Origin of the sequence: Streptomyces sp. f51, from assembly GCF_037940415.1 — a bacterium.
In the GTDB taxonomy this organism is placed as follows: domain Bacteria; phylum Actinomycetota; class Actinomycetes; order Streptomycetales; family Streptomycetaceae; genus Streptomyces.
This window is the reverse complement of sequence record NZ_CP149798.1, coordinates 2,934,385-2,960,710: the sequence shown is the minus strand read 5'-3', so window position 1 is coordinate 2,960,710 and position 26,326 is coordinate 2,934,385. Positions and strand designations below refer to the sequence as shown.

The 26,326-nt window shown below is 73.3% G+C and carries 23 protein-coding genes; 13 read left to right on the top strand and 10 right to left on the bottom strand.

Going from position 1 to position 26,326, the window contains the following annotated elements:
- Positions 1–77 precede the first annotated feature (77 nt).
- Together WJM95_RS12930 and WJM95_RS12925 are read right to left on the bottom strand one after the other, a co-directional pair.
- Complete coding sequence (locus WJM95_RS12930; RefSeq protein ID WP_339129773.1) at positions 78–1,298, bottom strand: acetyl-CoA C-acetyltransferase; 1,221 nt, start codon at positions 1,296–1,298, stop codon at positions 78–80.
- A gap of 342 nt (positions 1,299–1,640) precedes the next feature.
- Positions 1,641–2,669 (bottom strand): SGNH/GDSL hydrolase family protein, encoded by a 1,029-nt coding sequence (locus WJM95_RS12925; RefSeq protein WP_339129772.1) that lies wholly within the window; start codon positions 2,667–2,669, stop codon positions 1,641–1,643.
- A 143-nt stretch (positions 2,670–2,812) separates the two neighbouring features.
- Between WJM95_RS12925 and WJM95_RS12920 the strand changes: the two genes are divergently transcribed.
- A complete protein-coding gene (locus tag WJM95_RS12920; RefSeq protein WP_339129771.1) occupies positions 2,813–4,207 on the top strand; it encodes a cystathionine beta-synthase in 1,395 nt (464 codons plus the stop codon).
- A 429-nt stretch (positions 4,208–4,636) separates the two neighbouring features.
- Here WJM95_RS12920 and WJM95_RS12915 read toward each other — a convergent pair whose 3' ends face one another.
- Positions 4,637–5,074, bottom strand: a complete 438-nt coding sequence (locus tag WJM95_RS12915) for a hypothetical protein (protein WP_339129770.1) — start codon at positions 5,072–5,074, stop codon at positions 4,637–4,639.
- A gap of 146 nt (positions 5,075–5,220) precedes the next feature.
- On the opposite strand from WJM95_RS12915, the gene WJM95_RS12910 reads away from it, so the two are divergent.
- From WJM95_RS12910 to WJM95_RS12900, 3 genes are all read left to right on the top strand, one after another.
- Positions 5,221–6,756 carry an aromatic amino acid ammonia-lyase gene (locus WJM95_RS12910; RefSeq protein WP_339129769.1) on the top strand — a complete coding sequence of 512 codons (1,536 nt, stop codon included), beginning with the start codon at positions 5,221–5,223 and terminating at the stop codon, positions 6,754–6,756.
- Positions 6,757–6,896: 140 nt separating this feature from the next.
- Entirely contained in the window at positions 6,897–7,766 is an 870-nt protein-coding gene (locus tag WJM95_RS12905) for a MurR/RpiR family transcriptional regulator (protein WP_339135525.1), read from the top strand.
- Between the two features lie 156 nt (positions 7,767–7,922).
- Positions 7,923–8,492 carry a hypothetical protein gene (locus WJM95_RS12900; RefSeq protein ID WP_339129767.1) on the top strand — a complete coding sequence of 190 codons (570 nt, stop codon included), beginning with the start codon at positions 7,923–7,925 and terminating at the stop codon, positions 8,490–8,492.
- 26 nt (positions 8,493–8,518) lie between these two features.
- Here WJM95_RS12900 and WJM95_RS12895 read toward each other — a convergent pair whose 3' ends face one another.
- The 5 genes from WJM95_RS12895 to WJM95_RS12875 form a co-directional block, all read right to left on the bottom strand.
- Complete coding sequence (locus WJM95_RS12895; RefSeq protein ID WP_339129766.1) at positions 8,519–8,893, bottom strand: hypothetical protein; 375 nt, start codon at positions 8,891–8,893, stop codon at positions 8,519–8,521.
- Between the two features lie 14 nt (positions 8,894–8,907).
- Positions 8,908–9,417 (bottom strand): roadblock/LC7 domain-containing protein, encoded by a 510-nt coding sequence (locus WJM95_RS12890; RefSeq protein WP_339129764.1) that lies wholly within the window; start codon positions 9,415–9,417, stop codon positions 8,908–8,910.
- A gap of 65 nt (positions 9,418–9,482) precedes the next feature.
- A complete protein-coding gene (locus WJM95_RS12885; protein WP_339129762.1) occupies positions 9,483–10,295 on the bottom strand; it encodes a transcriptional regulator in 813 nt (270 codons plus the stop codon).
- Positions 10,292–10,699, bottom strand: a complete 408-nt coding sequence (locus WJM95_RS12880; RefSeq protein WP_037628227.1) for a hypothetical protein — start codon at positions 10,697–10,699, stop codon at positions 10,292–10,294. Before WJM95_RS12880 ends, WJM95_RS12885 begins: the two co-directional genes overlap by 4 nt.
- 490 nt (positions 10,700–11,189) lie before the next feature.
- Positions 11,190–12,539 carry a diaminopimelate decarboxylase gene (locus WJM95_RS12875; protein ID WP_339129760.1) on the bottom strand — a complete coding sequence of 450 codons (1,350 nt, stop codon included), beginning with the start codon at positions 12,537–12,539 and terminating at the stop codon, positions 11,190–11,192.
- Between the two features lie 179 nt (positions 12,540–12,718).
- Here WJM95_RS12875 and hutU point away from each other — a divergent pair, with 179 nt between their 5' ends.
- From hutU to hutI, 4 genes are all read left to right on the top strand, one after another.
- Positions 12,719–14,392: a urocanate hydratase gene (hutU, locus tag WJM95_RS12870; RefSeq protein WP_339129758.1), complete on the top strand. Its 1,674-nt coding sequence runs from the start codon at positions 12,719–12,721 to the stop codon at positions 14,390–14,392.
- Entirely contained in the window at positions 14,389–15,612 is a 1,224-nt protein-coding gene (locus WJM95_RS12865) for an allantoate amidohydrolase (protein ID WP_339129757.1), read from the top strand. Before hutU ends, WJM95_RS12865 begins: the two co-directional genes overlap by 4 nt.
- Positions 15,606–16,961, top strand: coding sequence for a formimidoylglutamate deiminase (locus WJM95_RS12860; RefSeq protein ID WP_339135523.1), 1,356 nt, complete (start codon positions 15,606–15,608; stop codon positions 16,959–16,961). The genes WJM95_RS12865 and WJM95_RS12860 overlap by 7 nt, the downstream gene beginning before the upstream one ends.
- Positions 16,962–17,032: 71 nt before the next feature.
- Positions 17,033–18,208, top strand: coding sequence for an imidazolonepropionase (gene hutI, locus WJM95_RS12855; RefSeq protein WP_339129756.1), 1,176 nt, complete (start codon positions 17,033–17,035; stop codon positions 18,206–18,208).
- 25 nt (positions 18,209–18,233) lie between these two features.
- On the opposite strand, the gene WJM95_RS12850 is transcribed toward hutI, so the two are convergent.
- Complete coding sequence (locus tag WJM95_RS12850) at positions 18,234–19,808, bottom strand: RICIN domain-containing protein (protein WP_339129755.1); 1,575 nt, start codon at positions 19,806–19,808, stop codon at positions 18,234–18,236.
- 368 nt (positions 19,809–20,176) lie between these two features.
- Complete coding sequence (locus WJM95_RS12845) at positions 20,177–21,094, bottom strand: RNA polymerase sigma factor SigF (RefSeq protein WP_339129754.1); 918 nt, start codon at positions 21,092–21,094, stop codon at positions 20,177–20,179.
- A gap of 249 nt (positions 21,095–21,343) precedes the next feature.
- On the opposite strand from WJM95_RS12845, the gene WJM95_RS12840 reads away from it, so the two are divergent.
- From WJM95_RS12840 to WJM95_RS12820, 5 genes are all read left to right on the top strand, one after another.
- The gene (locus tag WJM95_RS12840) at positions 21,344–21,712 is read left to right on the top strand and encodes an STAS domain-containing protein (RefSeq protein WP_339129753.1); all 369 of its coding nucleotides are present in this window, start codon (positions 21,344–21,346) and stop codon (positions 21,710–21,712) included.
- A 268-nt stretch (positions 21,713–21,980) separates the two neighbouring features.
- Positions 21,981–22,535 carry an ATP-binding protein gene (locus WJM95_RS12835; protein ID WP_339129752.1) on the top strand — a complete coding sequence of 185 codons (555 nt, stop codon included), beginning with the start codon at positions 21,981–21,983 and terminating at the stop codon, positions 22,533–22,535.
- Between the two features lie 912 nt (positions 22,536–23,447).
- The gene (locus tag WJM95_RS12830) at positions 23,448–24,188 is read left to right on the top strand and encodes an LPXTG cell wall anchor domain-containing protein (RefSeq protein WP_339129751.1); all 741 of its coding nucleotides are present in this window, start codon (positions 23,448–23,450) and stop codon (positions 24,186–24,188) included.
- A 30-nt stretch (positions 24,189–24,218) separates the two neighbouring features.
- A complete protein-coding gene (locus tag WJM95_RS12825) occupies positions 24,219–25,199 on the top strand; it encodes a hypothetical protein (RefSeq protein WP_339129749.1) in 981 nt (326 codons plus the stop codon).
- Between the two features lie 26 nt (positions 25,200–25,225).
- Positions 25,226–26,323 (top strand): hypothetical protein, encoded by a 1,098-nt coding sequence (locus WJM95_RS12820; protein WP_339135521.1) that lies wholly within the window; start codon positions 25,226–25,228, stop codon positions 26,321–26,323.
- Positions 26,324–26,326 lie beyond the last annotated feature (3 nt).

The following is a 26,326-nucleotide window of genomic DNA, read 5'->3' as shown; positions in this document are numbered from 1 at the left end:
GGCCCGATGGTTCCGGGCTTCTGGGCCGATTCGTTCACGCTGGGTTCAAAACCCGTCACGGGAACGGGTCGTCGTGGTCAGCTGAGGCGCTCGATGACCATTGCCATGCCCTGGCCGCCGCCGACGCACATGGTCTCCAGGCCGAACTGCTTGTCGTGGAACTGGAGGCTGTTGATGAGCGTGCCGGTGATGCGGGCGCCGGTCATGCCGAAGGGGTGGCCGATGGCGATGGCGCCGCCGTTCACGTTCAGCTTGTCCAGCGGGATGTTCAGGTCGCGGGCGCTCGGGATCACCTGGGCGGCGAAGGCCTCGTTGATCTCGAACAGGTCGATGTCGTCGACGGTGAGGCCGGCGCGGCTGAGCGCCTGCTTGCTGGCCTCCACCGGGCCGAGGCCCATGATCTCGGGGGAGAGGCCGGTGACGCCGGTCGAGACGATGCGGGCGAGCGGGGTCAGGCCGAGCTCGCGGGCCTTCGTGTCGGACATGATCACGAGGGCGGCGGCGCCGTCGTTGAGCGGGCAGCAGTTGCCCGCGGTGACCAGACCGTCGGGGCGGAAGACCGGCTTGAGGCCCTGGACGGCCTCCAGCGTCACGCCGGCGCGCGGGCCGTCGTCCTTGCTGACGACCGTTCCGTCCGGGGTCGTGATCGGGGTGATCTCGCGCTCCCAGAAGCCGTTCTTGATGGCTTCCTCGGCGAGGTTCTGCGAGCGGACGCCGAACTCGTCCATGTCCTGGCGGGTGACGCCCTTGAGGCGGGCCAGGTTCTCGGCGGTCTGGCCCATCCCGATGTACGCGTCCGGGATCCGGCTGTCCTCGCGCGGGTCGTGCCAGGTCGAGCCCTCCGACTGCGCGACCTCGACCGTGCGGGCCTCGGCGTCGGCGAAGAGGGGGTTGTGGGTGTCCGGCATTCCGTCGGAGGTGCCCTTGACGGACCGCGAGACCATCTCGACGCCCGCCGAGATGAAGACGTCGCCCTCGCCGGCCTTGATGGCGTGCAGGGCCATGCGGGAGGTCTGGAGCGAGGAGGAACAGTAGCGGGTGATGGTGCAGCCCGGGAGGTGGTCCATTCCCATCTGCACGGCCACGATGCGGCCGAGGTTGTGGCCCTGCTCGCCGCCGGGGAGGCCGCAGCCGAGCATCAGGTCGTCGATGAGCTTCGGGTCGAGCTCGGGGACCTTGGCGAGGGCGGCCTGGATGATCGTGGCGGTCAGGTCGTCGGGGCGCACGTCCTTCAGAGAGCCCTTGAAGGCGCGGCCGATCGGGGAGCGGGCGGCTGAGACGATCACGGCTTCGGGCATCACGGCTCCATTGGCGTACGGGAAGTGTGCAGGGCTGCTTGGGAAGTTACCCGTACGTACCGTCGAGGTCACCGGTGCGGGGGTGTGACACCGGACGCACTTTTCTAAGCGCTTGCTTTTTCCTGGCGAGGGCGCCTTTCGCGGAGCGACCCCTCTCGGGGCTCTGCCCCGGACCCCGCTCCTCAATCGCCGGAGGGGCTGAAAATCCGGGCCGCGCTCCTCAGACGCCGGGCAGGGGGAACGGGGTCAGGGGCGCGGGGAACTGCGCGATCAGCCATCGCGTGCCCGCAGGCGGGTACGGCCCACCCGCCCCGGGCAGGCGCCGCGGGTCCGCGGCCGGGGTCAGGGGGACGGGGTCGGGGTCGGGTCGGTTGCCGGGAGGCGTTGGCGGCGGCGGCGTTTGAGGAGGGCCCAGGGTCCGCGGGGACCGGTGGGCATCGCGGCGGCGACCTCGGTGCCGGGCTCGGACGCGGCCTCCGCCGCCGCCCGCGCGACCGGCAGGAACCCCTCGTTGCGCGAGACGTCCGGCCGCTCCTCGTCGGCCGGCCAGAGCCCCAGCGCCGCGCAGACGGTGGGCAGGATCGCCATGGCCGCGGTCGCGTACCCCTCGGCCGAGGGGTGGTAGTGGTCGGGACCGAACAGCTCACGCGGGTTCGCCGCGAACTCGGGCCCCAGCAGGTCGCCGAGCGACACCGTCCGGCCCCCCTGCTCGACCGTCCCGATCGTCTGGGCGGCGGCCAGCTGCCGGGACGCGCGCCGCGCCAGCCAGCGCAGCGGCTGCTGGACCTGCTCGACGGTCCCCAGGTCGGGACACGTGCCGACGACCACCTCCGCACCGGCCGTGCGCAGCCGTCGTACCGCCGCGGACAGATGGCGTACGGAGCGCGTCGGCGGCATCCGGTGCGTCACGTCGTTCGCGCCGATCATGATCACGCAGACGTCGGGCAGCCGTGAGGTGTCCGTGAGGGCGAGCGCGACCTGCCGGTCCAGGTCGTCCGACTGGGCGCCGGGCAGCGCCACGTTGCACAGCTCCACCGGCCGCTCGGCCACCGCCGCGAGCCCGGAGGACAGCAGTGCGCCCGGCGTCTGGCGGGCCCGGCGTACCCCTTGGCCCGCGGCCGTCGAGTCGCCGAGCATCGTCAGCCGCAGCGGGGGTTCCCCGGCCGGGACGCCGGTGTAGTCGTACCCGTACAGGCCGTCCGCGCGCGGAGCGTAGGGAGCGTGTCCGTTGTTCACATGCCGCTTCACGAACTGCACCTCGGCCAGCACCAGACCGACCGCCGCCGCACCCACCAGCCCGACGCCGCCCCCGCCGTACGCCGCGCCCGCGGCGATCCGCCGGGCCACCCTCGCCCTCGACATGCTCGACATTCCTCGCCGCCACCTCCTGTAGCCGTACAACCACTGCTTGCCCCGAAGTGCGGGTGGGCCAATCTCAACCGCGGGTGAACGGCTGCTCAGGGCCGTAGGCTGACAAGACCATTCCTGTTGAAAACGCAGCTCCGGAGACAACGGTGCAATTCCACGACTCGATGATCAGCCTCGTCGGCAACACCCCGCTGTTGAGGCTCAACAACGTGACCGCGGGCATCCAGGCGACCGTCCTGGCGAAGGTCGAATACTTCAACCCCGGCGGATCCGTGAAGGACCGCATCGCCCTGCGCATGATCGAGGCCGCGGAGGAGAGCGGCGCGCTCAAGCCCGGCGGCACGATCGTCGAGCCGACCAGTGGGAACACCGGTGTCGGGCTCGCCATCGTGGCGCAGCAGAAGGGGTACAAGTGCATCTTCGTGTGCCCCGACAAGGTCTCCACCGACAAGATCAACGTCATGCGCGCGTACGGGGCCGAGGTCGTGGTCTGCCCCACCGCGGTCGACCCGGAGCACCCGGACTCGTACTACAACGTCTCCGACCGGCTGGTCCGTGACACCCCGGGGGCCTGGAAGCCCGACCAGTACTCCAACCCGAACAACCCCCTCTCGCACTATCACTCCACCGGCCCCGAGCTGTGGGAGCAGACCGAGGGGAGGATCACGCACTTCGTCGCGGGTGTGGGCACGGGCGGCACGATCTCCGGCACCGGCCGGTACCTGAAGGACGCCAGCGACGGCAGGGTGCAGGTCATCGGCGCCGACCCCGAGGGCTCCGTGTACTCCGGCGGCTCCGGCCGGCCCTACCTCGTCGAGGGCGTCGGTGAGGACTTCTGGCCGACCGCCTACGACCGTACGGTCGCGGACGAGATCGTCGCGGTGTCCGACAAGGACTCCTTCCAGATGACGCGCCGCCTGGCCAAGGAGGAGGGCCTGCTCGTCGGCGGCTCCTGCGGCATGGCCGTCGTCGCCGCCCTGCGCGTCGCCGAGCGCCTCGGCCCCGACGACGTCGTGGTCGTGCTGCTCCCCGACAGCGGCCGCGGCTACCTCAGCAAGATCTTCAACGACGAGTGGATGGCCGACTACGGCTTCCTGGAGGACACGGGCCCGAGCGCCCGTGTCGCCGACGTCCTGAACGACAAGGCGGGCGCCTCGATCCCCTCGCTGGTGCACATGCACCCGGAGGAGACCGTCGGCGAGGCCATCGAGGTGCTGCGCGAGTACGGCGTCTCGCAGATGCCGATCGTCAAGCCGGGCGCCGGTCACCCGGACGTGATGGCCGCAGAGGTCATCGGGTCGGTCGTGGAGCGCGAGCTCCTGGACGCGCTGTTCACCCAGCGGGCCTCCCTGGACGACCCGCTGGAGAAGCACATGTCCGCGCCGCTGCCGCAGGTCGGTTCCGGCGAGCCGGTCGCCGACCTGATGTCCGTGCTCGGCGGGGCCGACGCGGCGATCGTGCTCGTCGAGGGCAAGCCCACCGGGGTCGTCAGCAGGCAGGACCTGCTGTCCTTCCTGGCCAAGGGCGGCATCAGGGCCTGACGCCCGGGTCCGGTGCGCCGGTCCGGAGTCCGGGTCCGGCGCACCCCGCGCAGGATTTCCGTACGAAGTGCCGGATCCGTGTGGATCTTCCGGCTTCGGCCGGGGCGAACTTCGCGGAAGTGGTACGAGCGCGTCACGTCCGCGCAGCACCCGCTTAACACGGGTCCGGCACATTGGTGGGTGTCGGCAGGGCGGGAGCGGCTCCCCGCCCAGGCCGGCGCAGACGGCGCCAAGGACCTCCGGAGCGGCTCCCGGACCTCCATGGACGCCACGGACGCACAGCCCGGTCCTGACCCGGCTCGCGTCCCTCGCGGGGACCGCCGTCGTCCCGCCCCCCTTCACCGGGGGTGCGGCGGTCCCCGCGCATAACGTCGAAGGCCCCGGCGCTCGTCCCGAGCGCCGGGGCCCTTTCGTATGCGGCCCGGGCCCCTACTCCTCCCAGTCCGACTCCTGCCGGGACGCGCGGCGGCCGAAGAAACCGGGGGACAGGCGGGCCGCCTGGACCACGTTCACCCCGACGATGCCGGCCCAGGCCACCAGCAGGCCCGGCAGATGCGCGTTCGCCACCCCGATCGCGGACAGCGGGACCGCGAGGACCAGCGAGACGATCCCGAAGCCGAACCGCTCGCCCCAGGAGTCGGCCGACTGCGGGGAACGCGCGCCGCGCGCCACCACCATCTGCTGTTCGGCGAGCCGGCGCCGCACCCGGCGGTCGACGGCCCCGTCGAGGCGCTGCTCGACCTTCTCGAGGAAGGAGTCGACCAGCGCGGACTCGTACTCCTCGCCGAGTTCCCTGCGCGCGTGCAGGGTGGCGTCGAGTTCCTTCTTCAGCTCCGCGTCGTCATGGCGGGCGTTCATACCGGTCATGCCCATCACGTTAGGCAGCCGGGGCGCGCCTGGCACTGGGGATAGCCCCCCGATCGGGACTGGGCCGAACCCCCGGAAGGCGCCCCTTGCCGGGCCTGCATATCGTCATGCAGAGTTCTCGGTAGCTGAATAGAAGGGTGTACGTCATGTCGTCCGGGATCGTGGACACGCCGAGCGCGGTGACGCCTCCGGTGCCCGTCGCGCTCGTGGTCCTGGACGGCCGGAGCACCGGCGCCGACGACATCGTCCGGCTCGCGGACGGGACCGCGCGGCCCGTACCCGGCACGGACGCGATGAAGCGGGCCGAGGAGTCCTGGTGCGCCGCCCGGCGGATCGCCGCCACCGGGCGCGTCTACGGCCGCTCCACCGGCGTCGGCGCCAACCGGAACGAGGACGTGCCGACCGAGGCCGCGGCCGACCACGGACTGCGCCTGCTGCGCAGCCACGCCGGTGCCATCGGCGCGGAACTGCCCGCCCGGCAGATCCGGGCGATGCTCGCCGTGCGCGCCAACCAGCTCCTCGCGGGCGGCGCGGGGCTGCGGCCCACCGTCGTGACCGCGCTGTGCGCGGCGCTGGAGAGCGGCGCGCACCCGGCCGTCAACGAGTTCGGCTCGGTCGGGACCGGGGACATCGCCGCGCTGGCCCAGCTGGGCCTGGCCCTCGCCGGCGAACACCCGTGGCGGGGCCGGGACGGCTCGCCCACCAGCACCCCCGAGCCGCTCGCGCTCGACAACAACGACGCCCTCGCCCTCATCAGCAGCAACGCGCTCACCCTCGGGCAGTCCGCCCTCGCGCTGCACGAGCTGCGCGGACTGATCGGCGCCACCCAGGTCGTCGCGGCCCTGTCGCTGCTGGCGGTCGACGGGTCCCACGAGGCCTACGCCGCGCCCGTGCACGCCGCCCGCCCGCACCGGGGCTCCGTCGAAGTGGCCCGCCGGATGCGGGAGTTGACCGGCGCCGCCGACCGGCCCACACCACCGCTCGGACGGATCCAGGACCCGTACGGCTTCCGCTGCCTGCCGCAGATCCACGGCCCCGCGCACGACGCGGCCGACGCCCTGGAGGCGGTCCTCGCGGTGGAGATCAACGCCGCCGCGGAGAACCCCCTCATCTGCCCCGAGGACATGGCCGCCTACCACCACGGCGGCTTCTACCAAGCCCAACTCGCCCTGGCCCTCGACCACTTCAGACTCGCCGTCACCCAGGTGGCGCGCCTGTCGACCTCCCGCCTCTCCACCCTCAACGAACCCGCCTACACCCGGCTGCGCCCCTTCCTCGCCGACCACGAACCCGCGGCCTCCGGCGTGATGATCCTGGAGTACGCCGCCGGGGCCGCGCTCGGTGACCTGCGGGCCTTCTCCGCGCCCGCCTCGCTCGGCCACGCTGTACTCTCCCGGGGCGTCGAGGAACAGGCGAGCTTCGCCTCGCTCGCCGCACGCCAGACGCTGCGCGCGTGTGGTGCGTACCGTCTCGTCGTCGGCTGCGAACTGGTCGCCGCGGTGCGGGCGCTGCGCCAGCGCGACCTGCGGCCCGACCAGGGGCTGCCGGCCGCGCGGGCACTGGAACTGGCCGAGGCGGTGCTCGACGCGGAGCAGGCCGACCGGCCGCTCACGGACGATGTGGCGGCGGCCGCCGCGCTGCTCGACCGGTTCACGGACATCTGGAGGGGGACCACGTCATGAGCACGGGCAGTGACAGGGCCGGAGGCGGCGTGAACGGGAACGGCGGGGCGATGACGGTCGGCGGGACGACGGGGGACGGCGGAACGATGCCGGAGGGCAGCGCGATGCGGGACGGCGGAACGATGCCGGACGGCAGCGCGATGCGGGACGGCGGCGCGGAGAGCGACACGGGTGCGGGCGACAGCCCCGCCGGACGGCTCCAGGCCCTCTTCGAAGGACGCAGGCTCACCCCGACCCAGCGGCGCATCGCCCACAGCATGGTGCGCAGCGCCGCCGACGTGCCGTTCCTGTCCAGTGTCGAACTCGCCGAACTCGCCGGAGTCAGCCAGCCCTCCGTCACCCGCTTCGCCGTCGCGCTCGGCTTCGACGGCTACCCGGCGCTGCGCAGGCATCTGCGGGAGGTCGCTCCCAGCGAACCGGCCACCGACACCGCCTCGTACAACGAGTACCAGCAGGCCGTCGAGGCCGAGATCGAGAACCTGCGCCATCTCGCCGCCGTGCTCGCCGATCCGCGCCCGGTCGCGAGGGCGGGGCGTCTGCTCGCGGCCTCGCGCCCGCTGCCCGTCCTCGGACTGCGCGCCGCCGCGTCCCAGGCCTACGGCTTCGCCTACTTCGCCGCCAAGGTGCACCCCGACGTCCGGCTGCTGCACGAGGGCGGCACCATGCTCCAGGACCGCATCGACGCCGCCGTCCGGGCCGGGGCCACGGCCCTGCTGTGCTTCGCCCTGCCCCGGCACCCGCGCGAGGTTCTCGACGCCCTCGGCCACGCGAAGGAGGCCGGACTGACCGTCGTCACGGTCGCGGACTCCGCCTTCGCGCCGGTGGCGAAGGTGTCCGACCTGCTGCTCCCCGCCGCCGTCGGCACCGGCCTCGCCTTCGACACGGCCTGCGCGCCGATGCTGCTGGGCCGCGTTCTGCTGGAGGCCATGTGCGACGACCTGCCGGACGCTCAGGCGCGGCTGGAGCAGTTCGACGCGCGGGCCGCCGTCCGCGGACTCTTCGTGGAGTAGACGGCGTTGTCGCGACCTGGGGCCCGGGCGCCGGTTCGGGTGTTTCTCAGACGCGTCTCACGTTCCGTGGCTAGCCTGCCCGCCCAAGGCATACGGGCGTGACGGCCGTCGTCGGCGCGCCCGTGGACGTGCAGGCGCTGAGTCGGGAGGCGGATCGTGGCGCGCGGAGGACAGGGACTGGCCCGGGTGGCCGTCGTGGTGCGGGCGGGAGCCGCGCCGCTGTGGTGGTGCGGGGTGACGGCCGCCGGGATCGGAGTGGTGCTCCCCGGACTGACCGGACGCAGGATCGGCGTCATGGCGGGGGCCGTGCTGTTTCTCGTCACGGCGGCCGTGGTGGCGTCCTGGCGCCGCAAGCGGTACGACGCCCTGGTCCGCTCCGCCGCCCGCGCGGGCAAGCACGATGTGCTCCAGGACCGTGCCGTGACCGTGCGCAACTGGCGCCGGGGTCACCGCTGGTGGCCGCTGCTCGCCTTCGCCGGCGCGCTGGCCGCCTCGCTCGCCGTGCCCGCGGCGGGCGGCATGCTGCTCGCCGGCGCGGGTGTCGGACTGTGGTTGAAGGCCGGTCGGCTCGGGCGTCTGGAGCGTGCCGAGCAGGCCCTGATCTGGGTGCGCGTCGACTGGCTCGGCCCGCGCGCCGGTGCCCCCGTGGGCAAGCCGGTCCGAGCCGTACGGGCCACCGGGGTGGCCGCGGGTGACGCCGCGCCCGGTGGGGCGCGGCGTCACTGACCCGAACGGGCTTCGCCTGGTGGGTACTAGACCTCGAGATCGTTCTCGATCCGCTTGAGCTGGTGCCTGGCCATCGCCAGGTTGGCCCGCTTCTGGTCGAGGACCAGGTACAGGAACAGACCGTTCCCGCCGCGGCCCTTCATCAGCCGGATCAGGTGGTACTGGTCGGACAGAGTGATCAGGATGTCCTCGATGTCGCCCTTCAGGCCCAGGTGTTCCATCGTGCGCAGTTTGGCGCGGACGACGTCGGTGTTGCCGGCGGCCGCGACCGTGAGGTCGAAGCTCTTGCTGCCACCGATGGTGCCCAGCGCCATGCCGCTGGTGTAGTCGACGAGGGCGGCGCCGGTCGCGCCCTCGATGGACGCCAGGGCCTCTTTGAGGGCGGTCTCGGTGTTCGTCATGATGGGGTGCTCCTTCAGCTCTCTGATGTTCTCGGGTGGTTGGTGGCAGGGGTGGACGTGGTACGCGGCGTGGTGCCGCGTGGGGTGCGCGTGCGCAGCGGGGTCTTCGCGGAGGGCTTGGCGGGTTCGGCGGGGGCCGGCTCGCCCCGGGCCGTGGCGGCGTCGACGAGTTCACCGATCCGGGTGCCGGAGCGCCGCCCCTCCAGGTGCAGCCGGCCGACGTTGACCCGGTCCTGGGCGAGCAGCGTCAGCACGGCGGAGCCGCCCGCCGCGTACGTCGCGACGTAGCCGTGGACTCCGCGCACCAGCAGCTCGCGCAGGTCGCCGTGGCCGGTGGACTCGGCCATGCGGATGGCGACCCCCAGAGCGGCCGCGGTCAGCGCGGCCAGGCCGTCCGGCTCGACGCCGGGTGTGTCGTGGGCGAGGACGAGACCGTCGGCGCTGGCCGCGAGCGCTCCGGTCAGCTGGGGCACCCGGGCCCTCAGCCGATGGAGTTCGTCCAGGACTTCGGCCTCCGCCGCCATCAGCAGTCTCCTCTCGGCACGCTGTCGTAGCGCGCGGATCACAAGGCCTCCCGCGGGGTTGGGACTCACAAGGCCTCCAGCGCGTCTCTGAGGCGTCGCAGCAGCGCGACGTCGGGATCGGTGGAGGTCTGGGTGAGCACGCTGGGCGGGGGAAGCGGCTGCGGTTCGGGCGCGGCCGTCACCAGTCCGGCGGCGGCGAGCCGGCGCAGGTCGACGAGCGTGTGGAAGGCGGGCCGTCCCAGGGCGAGGGACACCTCGGCCGCGGTGCGGACGCCGTCCACCCGGTCGAGGACGGCCTCCTGACGCGCCGGCACGCTCGGCCCCGCGGCGAGCGGGGCGCGCCGCAGCGGCGCGGTGTCGGTCGCCGGGTCGGGCCAGATCCGGTGCAGGAGTTCCCGTCGGCGCACCGTCTCGCGCTCCAGCGCGGCGACCGGGACGGGCCGGAGCGGACCGAACCAGTGCGCGGCCCCGTACCGGAAGCGGCTCGGGGTGCTGCTCGGCCCGAGGACGAAGTAGGCGGCGTCGTACAGGGAGCCGAGGTGGCACAGTTCCAGCGCGCCCTCCGCGATGCGCCCGCTGTCGATCAGGAACCGGCCCACCCGGCGGCGCGCCCCGGCGGTGGCGACCGCCTCCCGCCACACCTCGGGGGCCAGTACGCCGTGGACGGAGAACAGCACGTCGAGCCCGGGTGTGGCGGGGCTCTCGGCGTGCACCACCTCCCCGTCGGCGAGATAGAGGGTGCCGCGCTCGCGGATGAGGACGCCGGTGGCCCGCTCGTCGGCGAGGCGGCTGAGCATCGGTGAGGCGCCGCCGGCGGCGCCCGGTGCCGGGTCCCGTATCGGGAGCCGGGGAGGGGGAGGTGTCCTGACGGTGGTCATACGAGCACCAGCCGTCCGGCCATCTCGCCCAGCCGGATGCGGGCCAGGGCGAGGTTGCCGTCCGAACGGGCCAGCCACAGATGCAGGAAGACGCTGCTGTCGAAGGCGGTCCGCACGAACCGCAGGACGTGGTAGCTGTCGCGGTTGCTGATGATCAGGTCTTCGATCGGGGTCTCCTGGTCGGACCACTCGGACCAGTCGGAGCCGCCCTTGGGGGCGAACGAGCGGTTCTCCGCGGCGAGCCGGGCCAGTTCGGCTGCCTCCGCCGCGGTCGTCTCGTGGTCGTCGCCCGGAGCGTCGCCGACCGTGCCCAGAGCCAGGCCGCTGGTCCAGTCGACCACCGAGGCGCCCCGGGCCCCGGGCAGTGTCATGGCCTCCAGCAGGCACTCGTCGATACCGGGCACCGTGTCTCCCTCCCGCCAAAGGGTTCGGCCGAGTGACGCCGAAGTTACGCACTGTGTGCACGGGAAGGGAGTGATCCGGCATTTTCCTGTGGAAAATGCCCGTGATGACTAAGGTGGGTCGACTGACCACATTCTCCGGCGGGCGCAAACCTGTCGGGGGCGATTTGTGCTGCCCTGGGGCGGGGTGGTGGGGGCGTACGTGAGTGCGGGTGGGCGCACGCGGTTCGTGTGCGCCCTGGAGGGGACCGGTCGGTCCCGGTGCCGCCCCCGTGGATTCGTTCCTCTGTCTCCGGTCGTCCCGTGCGCGGGGCTCCGCCCCGGACCCCGCTCCTCAAACGCCGGAGGGGCTGAGTCTTCCCGTGGCCGTCGGTTGGCCGGAGGGCCTGGATCTTCCTGCGACTCTCGGGCAGCCGGAGGGCTGAGTCTTCCCGCGGGTCTCGGTTGGCGGGTCTCGGGCGGCCGGAGGGCCTGGGTTCGGGCTGGACTCTTGCTACAGCGTGGTGAGGGAGTCGGTGTGGGGGCCGCCTGACTCGGTGACGATCTCGGGCAGGGTCTGGGGCTTTCGCACGACCGCGAAGCGCGTGGTGTCCCCGGCGGGGGCGAAGCCGTAGACGCCGGGGCGGGCAAGGGAGTTGTAGGCGTAGTGGTGGGCGAAGTAGTACGCGCCGGTGTCCAGCGCGGCCACGTGGTCGCCCTGTTCGAGCAGCGGCAGCGAACGGGCCTCGGCGAGCAGGTCGCCCGCGAAGCAGGCCGGGCCCGCGACGTCCTGGACGACGTCCGGCCCCTGCTTGGGCCGGCCCTTGGCGTCGTACGCGGCGATCCGCAGCGGCCACGACCCCGGCGCGTACACCGTGCGGGTCGCCACCTGGACCCCGGCGTGGGTGACCGCGACCGCCCGGCCCCCGGCGGACTTCGTGTACTCGACCCGCGCCAGCACCGTCCCGTGCTTGGCCAGGAGCGACCGCCCGAACTCGGTGACCAGCCCGTACCGCCCGTCGAACAGTCCGGGTGCCGTCTCCGCGAGCAGTCGCGCGTACCGCGCGTACGTCGGTGACGTGGCGTCGGAGCCGAAGTCGACCGGCAGCCCCCCGCCGATGTCGACGGTGTCGACCTGCCGTCGCCCGACGTGCCGGTTGATCTCCTCCGCCAGCGTGTACGTCTCCGCCACGCCCTGTGCCATCAGCGGGAGCGGCATGCCCTGCGAGCCCGAGTGCACATGCAGCCGGGTCAGCCAGGGGCGGTCGGCGTACGCCCGCACGATCCAGGCGCGGGCTCCCTCGTCGCGCAGCGCGACCCCGAACTTGGAGGTGGCCGTCGCCGTCGACAGTGCCCCGATCGAACCCCCGCCGACCTGCGGGTTCACCCGGATTCCGACCGGGGAGGCGGAGGCGGCCGCGCGGACGAGGGCGTCGATGCGGTCCAGCTCCTGCCGGCTGTCCGCGTTGACCGCGACGCCCCGTGCCAGCGCCTCGCGCAGCTCGGCGGGCGTCTTGGCGGGCGAGTCGAGCACGGTCCGCTCCGGCGGGATCCCGGCCGCCGCGGCGAGCGCGAGCTCTCCGGGACTCGCGACCTCCGCGCCGACGCCCTGCTCGCGCAGCAGGCGCAGCACGGGCACCAGGGGTGTCGCCTTCACCGCGAAGGCGTGCAGCACCGGAGTGCCGGGAGCGGTCACGGCGGCGAAGGCGGTGTGCAGCGCGGCGGCCGAGGCCCGGATGCCCGTCACGTCGAGGAGCGCGACGACGGGCTGGTCCGCGGTGAGGAGCCCCTGCTCCACGGCGGCCCGCACGGCGTCGTCGCGCCGTGACGCCCGTGCCGCGTCCGCGTCCTGTGCCGAAGGCATCGCAGCCCCGCCCGCCCTGTGGTCGTCCGTCCGGTCTCCCGCCCTGTCCATGTCTGCGCCCATGCGTCCCAGCCAAACATCCGGCGGGAGCGCGTGCGGTGCCGCGCGCCTATTGACTAGCCTTATTCAAGAAGTCAGGATGTGAATATCTACAGAAACAGTCCGCTAGGAGGCAGACCATGTCAGGACCCCGCCCCGTCCGAGCGCCGCGCGGTACGGAACTGAGCGCCCTGGGATGGCAGCAGGAAGCCGCCCTGCGGATGCTCCAGAACAACCTCGACCCCGAGGTCGCCGAGCACCCCGACAAGCTCGTCGTCTACGGCGGCACCGGCAAGGCCGCCCGCGACTGGCGCTCCTTCGACGCCATGGTCCGTACCCTGCGCACCCTCAAGCAGGACGAGACCATGCTGGTCCAGTCCGGCCGCCCCGTCGGTGTCATGCAGACCCACGAGTGGGCCCCGCGCGTCCTCATCGCCAACTCCAACCTGGTCGGCGACTGGGCCAACTGGGAGGAGTTCCGCCGCCTTGAGCAGCTGGGCCTGACCATGTACGGCCAGATGACGGCCGGTTCCTGGATCTACATCGGCACCCAGGGCATCCTCCAGGGCACCTACGAGACCTTCGCCGCCGTCGCCGCGAAGAAGTTCAACGGCACCCTCGCGGGCACGATCACCCTCACCGCAGGCCTCGGCGGCATGGGCGGCGCCCAGCCGCTGGCCGTGACGATGAACGACGGCGTCGCCATCTGCATCGACGTCGACCCCCGCGCCATCGAGCGCCGGATCGAGCACCGCTACCTGGACGTGCGGGCCGACTCCCTGGAGCACGCGCTCCAGCTCGCCGTCGAGGCCCGCGACCAGCGCAAGCCGCTCTCCATCGGCCTGCTCGGCAACGCGGCGGAACTGCTGCCCCGCATGCTCGCCGAGGGCGCGCCCATCGACATCGTGACCGACCAGACCTCGGCCCACGACCCGCTCGCCTACCTCCCCGTCGGCGTCGACTTCGACGACATGGCCGACGCGGCCGCCAAGGACCCGGCCGGCTTCACCACCCGCGCCCGCGAGTCCATGGCCCGCCACGTCGAGGCGATGGTCGGCTTCATGGACGCCGGCGCCGAGGTCTTCGACTACGGCAACTCCATCCGCGGCGAGGCCCAGCTGGCCGGGTACGACCGCGCCTTCGCCTTCCCCGGATTCGTCCCCGCCTACATCCGCCCGCTCTTCTCCGAGGGCAAGGGCCCCTTCCGCTGGGCGGCCCTGTCCGGCGAGGCCTCCGACATCCACAAGACGGACAAGGCGATCCTCGACCTCTTCCCCGAGAACGAGTCGCTGCACCGCTGGATCAAGCTGGCCGGCGAGCGCGTCCACTTCCAGGGCCTTCCCGCCCGTATCTGCTGGCTCGGCTACGGCGAGCGCGACAAGGCCGGCGAGCGCTTCAACGACATGGTGGCCTCCGGCGAGCTGGCGGCCCCCCTGGCCATCGGCCGCGACCACCTCGACTGCGGCTCCGTCGCCTCCCCGTACCGCGAGACCGAGGCCATGCTCGACGGCTCCGACGCCATCGCCGACTGGCCGCTGCTCAACGCCATGGTGAACGTCGCCTCCGGCGCCTCCTGGGTCTCCATCCACCACGGCGGCGGCGTCGGCATGGGCCGCTCCATCCACGCCGGGCAGGTCTCCGTCGCCGACGGCACCAAGCTCGCCGGCGAGAAGATCCGCCGCGTCCTGACGAACGACCCCGGCATGGGCGTCATCCGTCACGTCGACGCCGGCTACGACATCGCCGAGTCCGTCGCGGACGAGCGTGGCGTGCGCATCCCGATGCGCGAAGGTCACGAGGGCGGCGACGCGTGACGTTCCACAGCATGTGGGCGGAGCTGCTGCCGATCGGCCGCAGCTCCGCCTCGGGCGGCTACCGCCGGTTCGCCTGGACCGGGGCCGACACCGACTGCCGCGCCTGGTTCCGGCAGCAGGCCGAGTCCCGCGGGCTCACCTACGAGCTCGACCGCAACGGCAACCAGTGGGCCTGGCTCGGCGACCCCGCCGCCGGCGACGCCGTGGTCACCGGCTCGCACCTGGACTCCGTGCCCGACGGCGGTGCCTTCGACGGCCCCCTCGGTGTCGTCTCCTCCTTCGCCGCCCTCGACGAACTCCGCGCCAGGGGCGTCCGGTTCGCCAAGCCCCTCGCCATCGTCAACTTCGGCGACGAGGAAGGAGCCCGGTTCGGTCTCGCCTGCGTCGGCTCCCGGCTCGCCGCCGGACAGCTCACCGTCGAGCAGGCGCACCGCCTCACCGACGCCGACGGCATCACCCTGCCGCAGGCCATGGAACGCGCAGGACACGACCCCGCCGCCATCGGCCCCGACCCCGAACGCCTCGGCCGGATCGGCGCGTTCGTCGAACTCCACGTCGAGCAGGGCCGCGCCCTGGACCTCAGCGGCGACCAGGTCGGCATCGCCAGCGCCATCTGGCCGCACGGCCGCTGGCGCTTCGACTTCCGCGGCGAGGCCAACCACGCCGGCACCACCCGGCTCGTGGACCGCCACGATCCGATGCTGCCGTACGCCGAGACCGTCCTCGCGGCCCGCCGCGAGGCCCGGCTCGCCGGCGCCGTCGCCACCTTCGGCAAGATCGCCGTCGAGCCCAACGGCGTCAACGCCATCCCCTCCCTGGTGCGCGGCTGGCTCGACTCCCGTGCCACCGACCAGGCGACCCTCGACACCGTCGTGGGCGGCGTCGAGAAGGCCGCCCGCGAGTACGCCGAGGCACAGGGCGTCCAACTCGACGTCGTCCGCGAGTCGTTCACCCCCGTCGTCGAGTTCGAGCACGCCCTGCGCGACGAACTCGCCCGCATCCTGGGCAAGGAGCGCGACGCCGCCCTGACCGTGCCCGTTCTCGGGACCGGGGCCGGACACGACGCCGGAATCCTCTCCGGCACCGTCCCGACCGCCATGCTGTTCGTACGCAACCCCACCGGTGTCTCGCACTCCCCGGCCGAGTACGCCGCCGAGGACGACTGCGTGGCCGGGGTGACCGCACTCGCCGACGTACTCGAAGGGCTGGCCTGCTGGTGACGCAGACGTACTGGCTGGAACACGCTTGGCTCGACACTCACGTCGAGCCCGGCGTCGCCGTGACCGTGTCGGCCGCGGGATCCGGTGCCGACGGCCGGGTCACCGACGTCCGCACCGGCGTCGACACCCCGCCGCCGGGCGCCGAGATCCTGCGCGGACTCACCCTCCCCGGTCTCGCCAACGCCCACTCCCACGCCTTCCACCGCGCCCTGCGCGGCACCGTCCAGGTCGGCTCCGGCACCTTCTGGACCTGGCGCGAGATCATGTACTCCTTCGCGGACCGGCTGACCCCGGAGACCTACCACGCGCTGGCCCGCGCGGTGTACGCGGAGATGGCGCTCGCCGGAGTCACCGCGGCCGGCGAGTTCCACTACGTGCACCACGCCCACGACGGCACCCCCTACGCCGACCCCAACGCCATGGGCGAGGCCCTCATCGCCGCCGCGGCCGACGCGGGCATCCGCATCACCCTGCTCGACACCGCCTACCTCTCCTCCGGCTTCGGGCAGCCGCCCAACCCGCACCAGCGGCGCTTCTCCGACGGCACCGCGGACGCCTGGGCGGAACGCTCTTCACTTCTCAAGGACCGTGATCACGCACGGATCGGCGCGGCGATCCACTCCGTACGGGCCGTGCCCGCCGGACAGCTCGCCACCGTGGCACGCTGGGCCGAGGAGCGGCGCGCCCCGCTCCACGTCCACCTGTCCGAGCAGACCGCGGAGAACGAGGCCTGCCAGGCCGCCCACGGCCGCACGCCCACCCGGCTGCTCGCCGACCACGGCGTCCTCGGACCGCGCACCACCGGCGTCCACAACACGCACCTCACCGATGAGGACATCGCCCTGCTCGGCGGATCGGGCACCGGCACCTGCATGTGCCCCACCACCGAACGCGACCTCGCCGACGGCATCGGCCCCGCCGTCGCCCTCCAGCGCGCGGGCTCACCCCTCTCGCTCGGCTCCGACAGCCACGCCGTCATCGACCTCCTCGAAGAGGCCCGCGCGATGGAACTGAACGAACGGCTGCGCACCCGCACCCGCGGTCACTGGACGGCCGCCGCCCTGCTGCGCGCCGCCTCCGCGGACGGCCACGCGGCCCTCGGCTGGGACGACGCGGGCACCATCGAGGCGGGCGCCCTCGCCGACTTCACGACGATCGCCCTCGACTCGGTCAGAACCGCGGGACCGGTGCCACGCCTCGGCGCGGAGACAGCCGTATTCGCGGCCACGGCCGCCGATGTCCGGCACACGGTCGTGGCGGGCCGGCACGTCGTGCGCGACGGCGCGCACACGCTCGTCCCCGATGTGCCGACAGCGCTCGCGGACGCCGTCCAGGCACTGCGCTCCTGACTCCCGGGCGGGCGGGAGTCACCGCCCGCCCGACACCCCCCACCAGCAGTCCCGCCACCCCTGAGGACGCCATGAGCAGCACGACCGTCATCACCAACATCGCCAGTCTGGTCACCAACGATCCCTCCCTCGGCGACGGTTCCCCTCTCGGTCTGATCCAGGACGCGGCCGTCGTCATCGACGGCGACCGTGTCGCGTGGACCGGTGAATCAAGCAAAGCACCCGCCACTGACAACCGGGTCGACGCCGGCGGCCGCGCGCTGATCCCGGGCTTCGTCGACTCCCACTCCCACCTGGTCTTCGCGGGCGACCGCACCCAGGAGTTCAACGCCCGCATGTCCGGCCGCGCCTACAGCGCCGGCGGCATCCGCACCACCGTCGCCGCCACCCGCGCCGCCTCCGACGAGGAACTGGAGCGCAACCTCACCCGGTACCTGCGCGAGGCCCTCCGCCAGGGCACCACGACCTTCGAGACCAAGTCGGGCTACGGCCTGACCGTCCGGGACGAGGCCCGAGCGCTGCGCATCGCCGCCTCGCACACCGACGAGGTCACCTACCTCGGCGCGCACATCGTCTCCCCGGACTACGCCGACGACCCGGCCGGCTATGTCGCCCTGGTGACCGGCGAGATGCTCGACGCCTGTGCCCCGTACGCCCGTTGGGTGGACGTCTTCTGCGAGAAGGGCGCCTTCGACGGCGACCAGGCGCGCGCGATCCTCACGGCCGGCAAGGCCAAGGGCCTGCACCCGCGCGTGCACGCCAACCAGCTCTCGTACGGACCCGGTGTCCAGCTCGCCGTCGAACTCGACGCGGCGAGCGCCGACCACTGCACGCATCTGACGGACGCGGACGTCGACGCCCTGGCGAGCGGCGACACCGTGGCGACGCTCCTGCCCGGCGCCGAGTTCTCCACCCGCGCCGAGTGGCCGAACGCCCGCAGGCTGATCGACGCCGGTGTCACGGTGGCCCTGTCCACCGACTGCAACCCCGGTTCGTCCTTCACGTCCTCCGTGCCCTTCTGCATCGCGCTCGCGGTGCGCGACATGCGGATGACCCCCGACGAGGCCGTGTGGTCCGCGACGGCGGGCGGCGCGCGGGCGCTGCGCCGGGACGACGTCGGCCGGATCGCGCCGGGTGCCTACGCGGACCTGACCCTGCTGGACGCGCCCAGTCACGTCCACCTCGCCTACCGCCCGGGCGTCCCGCTGGTCACCGGTGTCTGGCGGCGGGGCGTCCGCGAGATCTGAGCGAACCGCGGAACGACGGGCCCCGTCAGGCGTTGCCCGCGCGCCAGCGCTGGCCCGTGCCGCCGTTCAGCGGGACCAGGGAGAGCCCGTCGTCGCCGTCCGGTGTCATGGCCGTCTCGATGGCCACGGCCGGGCGGATCGAGCCGTCCGGGTCGACGGTGAACCGGAGGTTGTCGCCGTGGCCGCCGTCGAGCGAGGAGCACTCCCAGATGCCCACTCCGTTGTCGACGGAGCCGCGGCTGTCGAGGCAGAAGTCGTCGTCGGCGGCCGACCGGAGGGAACCGCTGTCGACGCGCCAGCGCTGGGTGGCGGAGGACGTGCAGGGCGCCGTGACGACGTCGGTGCCCTTCTCGAAGTCGCCGTCGCGGACGTCCAGGCACAGGCCCGAGGCGACGTTCACCACCTGGGTGGCGGCGCCGCCCGGCGGGCGGAAGACGACGGTGGGGGACGGCTTCGGGCTCGGTGACCTCGGGGGCGCCGAACTGCGGGACGGCGAGGGCGACGCGGAGGTCGCCGAGGGCGACGGCGAGGCGGAGGGCGTGGGAGCCGACGGGGTGACCGGAACCGTCGCCGTGACGGTCACCGGGGGCGGGCCCGATGGCGTGCCCACCGAACCCGCCGCGCCGGTGGACGGCGTCCCGCCCGAGGAGAGCAGCAGGAACAGGACCGGCGCGAGGGCCACGCCGAGCGCCGCCGCCGAGGTCAGCACGACCCGCCGGGACGGCGGCCAGGGCAGCGCCGAGGCCCGCGGTCGTGCGGGAGGCCCGGGCGGGACGGGCGCCGCCCCCGGCACCTCGTCCGTGACGTACGCCGTGCCCGCCCAGGGCAGCAGACCCTCGGCCAGGGCGGTGCGCGGATGGTCGCGCAGGGCGGTCAGTTCCTCGTAGGCGGCCGAACAGTGCGCGCAGTGCGCCATGTGGGTGTTGAGGTCGGTGCTGGTACGGGGGTTGTCGGGCCGCACCGACTCCTCGATCAGCCGGCGGAAGTCCCCGCAGCGCGGATCGTCCGACGCGGCCAGCCGGTACCTCAGACAGGCCTGGCCCAGGGACTGGAGAGCCTGGTCGGTGCCGTACGTGACGTCCTCGGGGGTGAGGCCGAGCAGGACCGCCGTCCGCCGCGCGGGCTCGCGCTCCACGACGGCGTACCAGATGAGGCCCTGGGCGCGGGACGGGAGCGACTGGAAGGCGGGGAGCAGGGAGGGGACGGGGCCCGAGGGGCCCGCCGTGCTCAGGACGAGGAGCAGACCGGGGTCGAGTCCCGCGGCCCGCTGGTCCCGGGCCCAGGAGGCGGCCGTCCGTCCCGCGAGCAGCAGGAGCTGGTGCCGCCAGGGAACGTTCGGGTCGATGCCGCGCGCGGTCTCGCGGGCGGCGAGGGTGAAGGTCTGCGCGGCGAGCTGCCCGGCTCCGGCCTCGCCGGTCGTGCACAGCCGGGCGTAGGCGAGGACGGGGGCGCGGTGGCGGGCGCGGAGTTCCTGGAGAGCGGTGTACGCGGTCGAGGTGCCGGCGCGCAGCAGCTCGGTCAGCCGTGCGTCGGACGCGTCCGCGGCCCGGCCTTCCCCCTCGGCCGCGGTTCCTCCGCCGGCAGGGTCGTCCTGCGCCATGTTCGTCCGCCTCCCCGCCCTTGGTGCGTGCTCGTCCCGTCCTGACGTACCGGCCAGTTTGGGATGCCCATAGTGACGGGATCGGCCTTGTGGGGAAAGAGTTGCCGGACAAAGATTCCGTGGGAGCGCTCTCAACCGCTCTGCGTGCCACTGGAGTTGTCCGTTACGGGCGGAGGCCGTCGGTGGATGGAGGCCGTCGATGGGCGGAGGCCGTCGGTGGGTGGAGGCCGCGCCCGGTGGGGGGTGGGGGGGCCTGGTCCCCGCACCTGGTGCCCGGTCCTCGACAGGCGGCCGGAAAAGACGGAGCGGTCCGGCGCTCTCGGCGCCGGACCGCTCGATTGCGCGGCCTCGTGGGCCGCGAAGTCCTGTCACTCCTCGACGGTCAGGCCCTTCCGGAGTCGCACGAGGGTGCGCGACAGCAGCCGGGAGACATGCATCTGGGAGATGCCGAGTTCGTCGCCGATCTCGGACTGGGTCATGTTCGCCACGAACCGCAGGGAGAGGATCTGCCGGTCGCGCTGCGGGAGTTCCGCGATGAGCGGCTTGAGGGACTCCACGTACTCGATGCCCTCGAGTCCGTTGTCCTCGTAGCCGATGCGGTCCGCGAGCGCGCCCTCGGAATCGTCCTCCTCGGGCTGGGCGTCCAGCGAACTGGCGGTGTAGGCGTTCGACGCGGCCATGCCCTCGACGACCTCGTCGCGGCTGATGCCGAGCCGTTCGGCGAGTTCGTTCACGGTCGGCGCGCGGTCGAGGCGCTGGGCCAGTTCGTCGCCGGCCTTGGCCAGGTCGAGCCGGAGTTCCTGGAGCCTGCGGGGCACCCGCACCGACCAGGACGTGTCACGGAAGAAGCGCTTGATCTCGCCGATGATCGTCGGCATGGCGAAGGTGGGGAACTCCACGCCGCGGCTCAGTTCGAAGCGGTCGATCGCCTTGATCAGGCCGATGGTGCCGACCTGGATGATGTCCTCCATCGGCTCGCTGCGGGAGCGGAAGCGGGAGGCGGCGAACTTCACGAGCGCGAGGTTGAGTTCGACCAGGGTGTTGCGGACGTACGCGTAGTCGTGCGTGCCCTCTTCGAGGGATTCCAGCCGTGCGAAGAGCGTCTTGGACAGAGCCCGCGCGTCCACCGGCCCCACCTCGTCGAACGGGGGGATCTCCGGAAGGCCGGCGAGTCCGGTGAGTGCGTCGGTTCCGTCGGTTCCGGGTCCGTCGACGTGCTCCGCGGATCGCGGAGAAGGTGCCGACGTCGCCGTCAGGGTCTGCGATGCGTCGAGCCGGGGTGACATGTGTCCTCCATCGTTCTCGGCATATGGCCGCCGATGCCGATACGTGCACTGCGGTGTGCGGCGCCTCCAAAGCCGGCCGGGTCGGATAGGTGTCTCTACTAGCCCTACCCGGTTTCCCGAACTCACCGCAAGTGTCATAGCTGGTGAAATGTCCATTTTGGTAGGGTTGTTCGGGTGTCGGGTGCCGTAGAGAAGGCGTAGTGTTCCAGTGCGTACGTCAGTAGTCGCGACACTCGGGAGAGAGACGGCATGGACCGCGGGACGGTCGGCAGCACACAATCTGGCCGGCTTCTTGTCGAGGTGCGGGAAGAGGGCACGAGTGCTGTCGTGACCCCCGCGGGTGAGCTCGATCACCACACGGCCGATCTGTTGCGTGAGCCACTCGAGGGCTGCCTCGAAAAGGGGTATGCGCGACTGGTCATCGACTGCTCCCGGCTGGAGTTCTGTGACTCCACCGGGCTCAATGTGCTGCTCGGTGCCCGGCTGAAGGCCGAGGCCGCGGGTGGCGGGGTGCATCTGGCCGCGATGCAGCCGGTGGTCGCGCGCGTCTTCGAGATCACCGGGGCGGAGGCCGTCTTCACCGTCCACGACACGCTCGAAGCGGCCCTGTCCGGCTGATCCGCGGCCCTTCGGCCATGTCCCGGCTCCCGTCCCGGAACCCCCTGCGTGGCCGGCGCGTTACTCGCGTCACAGGCTCCGAGGCGAATACGTGGGTGTTCGCACGGTTCCGTCGGGCAGGAGACATCCTGGACGGGTCGGTGGTCCAGGGGCCGACGCGGCGGAAGTTGTTGATCCACAAGCGGCGAAAGCCGTTGATCCATCCGTACTGAGTACTGCGTACTGAGTTTTGAATCGTGAACCGGTGAATCGGTGAGGTGAAGCGCTGATGAGCACCACCCGGCCCTGCTCGCCGGGCGACCGCGGCCCGGAGTCGGGCGACGGCGGCGCTTCCGCGGTGTCCGCGCGGAGCGGGGCGCCCGTGGACAGCATGACGCCCGTCGACGACGCGGGCCCGGCCCCCGCGTCCGTCGGCCGACAGGTCCGCACGCTGGGCCTCGTCGGCGAGAGCGGTGTCGTGCCGCTCGCCCGCGACTTCGCCCGGCAGGCGCTGTACGCGTGGGGCTGGCTGCCCGCCGCGAGCGCCGATCGGCGTGCGGCCGCCGAGGACGTCCTGCTGGTCGTCTCCGAGCTGGTCACCAACGCCTGTCTGCACGCCGAGGGTCCGGACGAGCTCCGGATCTCCTGCGACAACAAGGTGCTGCGCATCGAGGTCTCCGACCGGGGGGCCGGCCAGCCCGCCCCGCGCACCCCGCACCGCGCCGGCCGTCCGGGCGGCCACGGCATGTTCATCGTGCAGCGGCTCTGCCTGGACTGGGGGGTCGTACGGATGCCCGGAGTGGCCGGCAAGACGGTCTGGGCGGAACTGGGCGCCCCGGCGTAACCACCGGGCACCGGGCCCGCACCGGCGTGCGGCGGCCCGACCCACCGGCCCGCGTCGGCGTGCAGCGGCCCGACCCACCGGCCCGGCGATGGCCCGTTCGAGGGTGCCGCGGTCCGGCCCGTCGGCCCGCGCCGGTGTGCAGCAGTCCGCCCACCGGCCCACGTCGCCGGTGTGCAGCGGTCCGGCCCGCTGGTGTGCCGCGGCCCAGTCCGTCCACGCTGGTGTGCCCGGCTCCGCCGACCCGGCGCACGCCCTTGACGCCGGCCCCGACTCGTCCGCCCACTCCGGTGTGCCGGCTCCGACGGCCGACCCGGCGTGCCCGACCCCTGCGCCGATCCCGACTCGTCCGCCCGCCCGGTTGGCATGCCCTTGGCCCCCCGGCCTGTCGAGGTCGGGACCGGACCGGAACCCGCAGCGGCCCAACGTCCACGGCCCCCGGCGCCTCGGCCCCCGGCCTACCAGCGCCCGCAGCCGCGACCCTCAGGGCCCGGTCCCCGGCACCCAGCGCCCGAGGCCCCGAAACCCAGGCCCCGGTGCCCGGCACCCAGCGCCCGAGCCCCGCCGCCCGGCGTCCGAGCCCCGAAACCCAGGCCGGTCCCCGGCACCTAGCGCCCGAGGCCCCGAAACCCAGGCCGGTCCCCGGCACCTAGCGCCCGAGGCCCCGAAACCCAGGCCCCGGCCCCCGGCACCCAGCGTCCGAGCCCCGCCGCCCGGCGTCCGGCGTCCGAGCCCCGGTCCCCGGTCCCCGGCCCCCGAGCCCCGAGCCCCGCCGCCCGGCGTCCGCAGCTCCCCACCCCCGGCGCCCCGGCGCCCCCGCTGCCGTGGATCCGGGGTGTGCTTTGTCTTCCCTCTACAAGGCGCCGGGCGTACCTTGACGGCCGATCTGATGTTCCGTCAGGAAAGGGCAGGCCCGTGTCGTACCGGACGTACCAGAAACGAACCGCCGCGCTCGCGTTCGCCGCGGCCCTGGCCGGCTCGGCGGTGCTGACGGCCGCCCCCGCAGCCCAGGCCGACGTGGTGGACGTCAACTACCAGTGCAAGACGCCGATCGGCGACAAGAGCGCCGTCTCGCCCATCGACATCAAGGGCGTCAAGAGCGGCAGCTCCTACAAGCTCACCATGTCCTGGCAGAAGGGCGTCTCCTCCAGCCCGGTCGAGCTCGGCAAGGGCGCGATGACACCGAGCGCCGTCATCAAGGTGGGCGGCGCGGACAGCGGCACGGTGGCGGTCAGCGGTGCGGCGAACGCGGCCGCCATCCCCGCCAACACCCCCATAAAGATCAGCGACTTGAGCGGAACCTACACACCGAGGAAGTCCGGCAAGGTCACCTTCACCGCGGGTGTCCTCACCATCAAGGCCCTCGGCACCACGACCACGTGCACCCCCTCGAACAGCCCGGGCCCCTCCCTGACCCTCGACGTCACGGCCTCCGGCGGTTCGGGATCGTCGGCCTCGGGCTCGTCGACCTCGGGTTCGTCGGCCTCGGGCTCCTCGGGTTCCGGCTCCAGCGGGACCGGCTCCGGCGGCACCCTCCCGCAGACCGGCCCCGAGGACTCCGTGATCGCCCTCGGCACCCTCGGCGGCACGGTGCTCCTCGCCGGGGCGGCGGGCGTGCTGTGGCTGACGCGCAGGCGTCAGGCGGTACGCCGCTGACCGTCCCGCACCACGACCTGGAGCCGCCGCATGCGCTACGCACTCCCCGCTGCCCGCGCGCTGGGCCTGACCCTGGTGCTGCTCGGCGCGGCACCGACGGCCCTGGCCGCCGAGGGCTGGTCCGTCGTGCCGGCCGCGGACGGCGCGGCCGACGGACGGCCCTCCGTCTACGCGGAGGGCGCGCCCGGCACGGTTCTCCAGGACGCGGTGTCCGTGCTCAACCCGGGGGCGCAGCCCCTCACCGTGCGGCTGCGCGGCGCCGACGCGGACGACACCACCGACGGCGCCTCCACCGTGCGGGAACGGGCGCCGGACGCGGGTGCCTGGATCGCCTTCGCCGGACAGGCGCACGGCCGCAGGACCGCGGTGCGGGAACTGTCCGTACGGGTGCCGGCGCACACCCGCGCCGACGTGCCGTTCACCATCGGCGTCCCGGCCGGGGCCGTGCCCGGTGACCATCCCGGCGCGATCGTCGCGAGCGGCGGCGGGCGCACCTCGGCGGTCCCCGTCCGGCTCCGGGTTCCGGGCCCGGCGCTGTCGGCGCTGACCGTCGAGCACGTCGGGGTGGGCGGCGGGCGGATCTCGTACGAACTGGTCAACCGCGGCACCACGGTCCTCGCCCCCTCGCTCGCCGTGCACGCCGACGGGGTCCTCGGCACCCTGCTCGACCGGGGCCCGCGCGCCCTGTCCTTCGAGCTCCCGCCGGGCCGCCGGGTCACGCTCCACGAGCCGTGGTCCGATCCGCCCGCGCTCGACGCGGCCGAGGTGCGGCTGACGGTGACGGCGGCGGGCGGTGTGCGGTCGACGGGAACCGCGTCGGTCCGGTTCGTGCCGTGGGGGACGGTGGCCGGGGTGGGCGGCGCCCTGGCGGCGCTGGGGGCCCTGGGGGCCGTACGACGGCGGAGGCGGGACGGGGCGCGCGGGCCCTGGCGTCGCGGGCGCCGGGCGCGGGACGACGGACCCGGTGAACGTCCGGGCACGGAGGTCGAGTTGACGGGAGCGGTGTCGTGAACGTCCTGAGCGTCCTGGGCGGCAAGATGCGGGCGGTGGCGCTGGGGGCGGCACTGGCGCTGGCCCTGGTCCAGCCGGCGGGAGCGGCCGCGGCGGTCCCGGCGTCCGCCGCCGCGAAGCCGGGCGTCACGCTGTCCAGGTCCGAGGCGGGGACGGGCGGTTCGGTCACCGTGACCGGCAGCGGATGGCGGCCCGGAACCCTGCTGATGATGCTGATCTGCGGGCAGTCCGTGCCCTCGCGCGGGGTGATCGGCGGCACCAACTCCTGCGCCAACTCCGACGGACGGGCCGTCACCACCGACGCGAAGGGCGGCTTCAGCAGGAAGCTGCCGGTGGCCGAGCCGCCCAGGCCCTGTCCCTGCGTGGTGCATGTCGCCACCGTCACCGGCGAGAAGGCCGAGGCCGACGCCGTGTTCATGGTGGCGGGACACGCGGTCGAGCCGCTGCCGAAGCAGGAGGGCGGCGGCCGGATCGCGGTGCTGACCGACACCCGGCTCGACGGATCGAGCGGTCTGCTGACCTGGTTCGGCTCGCCTCCCTCGCGCACCCTCGTGCTCACCGTCGGCAACGTGGGCACCGCCCCGGTCAAGAACCCGGTCTTCCAGGTCGGCACCGCCCACGGGGTGTTCGCCCCGCAGTGGGAGGAGCAGGAGTGGCGCGGCACCATCGCGCCCGGCCGCAAGGCGCAGATCCGGATTCCGGTCGAACTGTCGGCAGGGGCACACGGCGACTACACGATCTCGCTGCGCCACGACGGGAAGGTGATCGCCGAGCAGCCGTGGGGCGTGGGCCGCCCCTGGGGCGTCACCCTCTTCTGGATCCTGCTCTGCGTGGTCGTCCCGGCCGCGCTGTTCCGCGTCGGCATGGCCGTGGTGGACCGGGCGCGTCCCCGCCGGTCGACCGGGCGCCCCGGCCGCCACCGGGGGCTGAGGCCGGCCGAGCTCACCCTGCGCCTGCCCTGGGCGCACCCCGGACCCTGGCCGCCGGAGGACCCCGCGGCCTCCGGGGTTCCGGCCCTGCCTTGGTTCATCCCCGGCAACGATCCGGGGACCGGGGCGAACCGTCAGCTCTCCGCACCGCACGAGAACGGTCCGACGACGCAGACGAGAAAGGGGCACACGTGAGCA

Excerpts from the sequence above, each read along its gene's own strand:
- WJM95_RS12875 (WP_339129760.1), bottom strand. The coding sequence starts at position 12,539 with ATGCCTTCGGCACAGGACGCGGACGCGGCACGGGCGTCACGGCGCGAC.
- hutI (WP_339129756.1), top strand. The coding sequence starts at position 17,033 with ATGAGCAGCACGACCGTCATCACCAACATCGCCAGTCTGGTCACCAAC.
- WJM95_RS12925 (WP_339129772.1), bottom strand. The coding sequence starts at position 2,669 with ATGTCGAGCATGTCGAGGGCGAGGGTGGCCCGGCGGATCGCCGCGGGC.
- WJM95_RS12905 (WP_339135525.1), top strand. The coding sequence starts at position 6,897 with ATGCGGGACGGCGGCGCGGAGAGCGACACGGGTGCGGGCGACAGCCCC.
- WJM95_RS12915 (WP_339129770.1), bottom strand. The coding sequence starts at position 5,074 with ATGACCGGTATGAACGCCCGCCATGACGACGCGGAGCTGAAGAAGGAA.
- WJM95_RS12895 (WP_339129766.1), bottom strand. The coding sequence starts at position 8,893 with ATGACGAACACCGAGACCGCCCTCAAAGAGGCCCTGGCGTCCATCGAG.
- WJM95_RS12840 (WP_339129753.1), top strand. The coding sequence starts at position 21,344 with ATGGACCGCGGGACGGTCGGCAGCACACAATCTGGCCGGCTTCTTGTC.
- WJM95_RS12885 (WP_339129762.1), bottom strand. The coding sequence starts at position 10,295 with ATGACCACCGTCAGGACACCTCCCCCTCCCCGGCTCCCGATACGGGAC.
- WJM95_RS12850 (WP_339129755.1), bottom strand. The coding sequence starts at position 19,808 with ATGGCGCAGGACGACCCTGCCGGCGGAGGAACCGCGGCCGAGGGGGAA.
- WJM95_RS12910 (WP_339129769.1), top strand. The coding sequence starts at position 5,221 with ATGTCGTCCGGGATCGTGGACACGCCGAGCGCGGTGACGCCTCCGGTG.
- WJM95_RS12825 (WP_339129749.1), top strand. The coding sequence starts at position 24,219 with ATGCGCTACGCACTCCCCGCTGCCCGCGCGCTGGGCCTGACCCTGGTG.
- WJM95_RS12930 (WP_339129773.1), bottom strand. The coding sequence starts at position 1,298 with ATGCCCGAAGCCGTGATCGTCTCAGCCGCCCGCTCCCCGATCGGCCGC.
- hutU (WP_339129758.1), top strand. The coding sequence starts at position 12,719 with ATGTCAGGACCCCGCCCCGTCCGAGCGCCGCGCGGTACGGAACTGAGC.
- WJM95_RS12835 (WP_339129752.1), top strand. The coding sequence starts at position 21,981 with ATGAGCACCACCCGGCCCTGCTCGCCGGGCGACCGCGGCCCGGAGTCG.
- WJM95_RS12845 (WP_339129754.1), bottom strand. The coding sequence starts at position 21,094 with ATGTCACCCCGGCTCGACGCATCGCAGACCCTGACGGCGACGTCGGCA.
- WJM95_RS12820 (WP_339135521.1), top strand. The coding sequence starts at position 25,226 with ATGCGGGCGGTGGCGCTGGGGGCGGCACTGGCGCTGGCCCTGGTCCAG.
- WJM95_RS12890 (WP_339129764.1), bottom strand. The coding sequence starts at position 9,417 with ATGGCGGCGGAGGCCGAAGTCCTGGACGAACTCCATCGGCTGAGGGCC.